Source organism: Dietzia sp. Cai40 (assembly GCF_014145165.1).
Taxonomy (GTDB): Bacteria; Actinomycetota; Actinomycetes; order Mycobacteriales; family Mycobacteriaceae; genus Dietzia; species Dietzia natronolimnaea.
Genome location: NZ_JAALEB010000005.1, coordinates 1 through 1,465, shown reverse-complemented (window position 1 = coordinate 1,465; position 1,465 = coordinate 1). Strand labels below are relative to the sequence as shown.

Sequence of the window (1,465 nt, the reverse complement as noted above, 5' to 3'; positions counted from 1 at the left end):
CTAGGAGACTGCTGAACAAGCTGTGATCTTGGCCGCGAGAGCGGTGGGCGGGGTGGGGGCATGGCGGTGTGGCTTTTTCGCGGCTGCGGGGGCTGAGGTATCTGGTCCGGAGATGGGATCTGGCCGGTGGCCGCGGGTCGTGTTCGGCGGTCTGCCGGGGCGGGAGTCCTCGCCCGGGCGGGCTGGTCAGGCCAGGGCCCAGGTTCCGTTCTGGTGGGTCAGGCCCATCGAGAGCAGTCGGCGCAGGTTCAGGGCGGCAACGCGGTGGTGGAGCCAGTTGTTGTTCTTGTCGACCCCGCGGTACGGCACGCGGCGAGCGCCTCGGGTCAGCCAGGCGATCGAGCGTTCCACCATCGGTCGGTGCTGGCGGTAGACGGTTTGGAAGTCCTCGCCGCTGGCGCGTTGGCGGTGCTGGCGTTGCAGCAGGTGGTGCTCACCGAGTTCTACTTTGCGGCCGGCGGCTGAGGTGGTGCATCGCTGGCGCAGGGGGCAACCACGACACGCCACGCCGAACGTGGCGTTGCCCTTCGCCGAGAGCCGTCGCGTGATGTTGCCGGGAACAGGTCAGCGTGCCCGCCGCCGCATCGAAAGTGAAGTCATCGAGGGTGAACCCGCCCTCGACCGCGGGCCGTAGCGGCCACGGCTTAACCAGGGGCAGCCATCCTTTACCGGCGAGGGTGCCCAGCATGTCGCCGCTGGCATAGGCGGAATCGCCGAGCACCTCGATCTGCTCGCCGGCGCCGATGGTGGGATCGGCGGTGACCAGCCCCGCACCGACCGCGGCATCCGAGTTGGCCGGGCCGTTCGTCTTGGTCAGCGAGCACATCGTGGTCAGGCCGGTGTCGGGTTCGACCACGATGTGGGCCTTGAACCCGTCCTGGCGGCGTTGTCGGGTCTTGTGTGCGTGCCGGGCATCGGGGTCCACGGTGGAGATCACCCGATCCGGCGCGGTGCGGCGGGCGATACGCCACCGCCCGTCAGTGCCATCAGAACCGTCGGCCGGCTCGACGTCCTGGCCGGCCACCAACGCCAACAGCGCCACCGCCTCGGCCGGTCTGCCCCCGGCGGCGGTGATCGCCTCCACATCCAGAGCCTCAAGCAGTGCCAGAGCATCGCCCACCAGGGCGGAAACGAGCTCGTCCCGGGCAGCCTGGTCATCCCAGGCGATGCGGGGCTTACCGGCGACGGTGTAGTCCTGCCCGCACAGCGCCGCCAACCGGGTGCACTCGGTGGAGATAAACTCTCTCGCCCCGGGCACCTCGCGGCCCACCCGGCGGATCTGCGCGATGAGCTGGGCGATCGTGTCCTGACGGGCCACCGCGTCATCCAGGACCGTCGAGTCCAGGGCGCGGCGGGTCTTGGTCCTGACCGCACCGGTCTCGGCGATGACCTGGCGTACCACCTCGAAGATCCGCTGCGGTCGGTCACTGGCGGCCAGCCGGCGCCGCCAATACGTCAACGTCGA

The 1,465-nt window shown here is 69.8% G+C and carries 1 pseudogene; it reads right to left on the bottom strand.

The annotated features are described in order from the left end of the window. Positions 1-186: 186 nt before the first annotated feature. A pseudogene (locus tag G6022_RS00130) lies at positions 187-1,465 on the bottom strand (transposase); the annotation flags it as partial.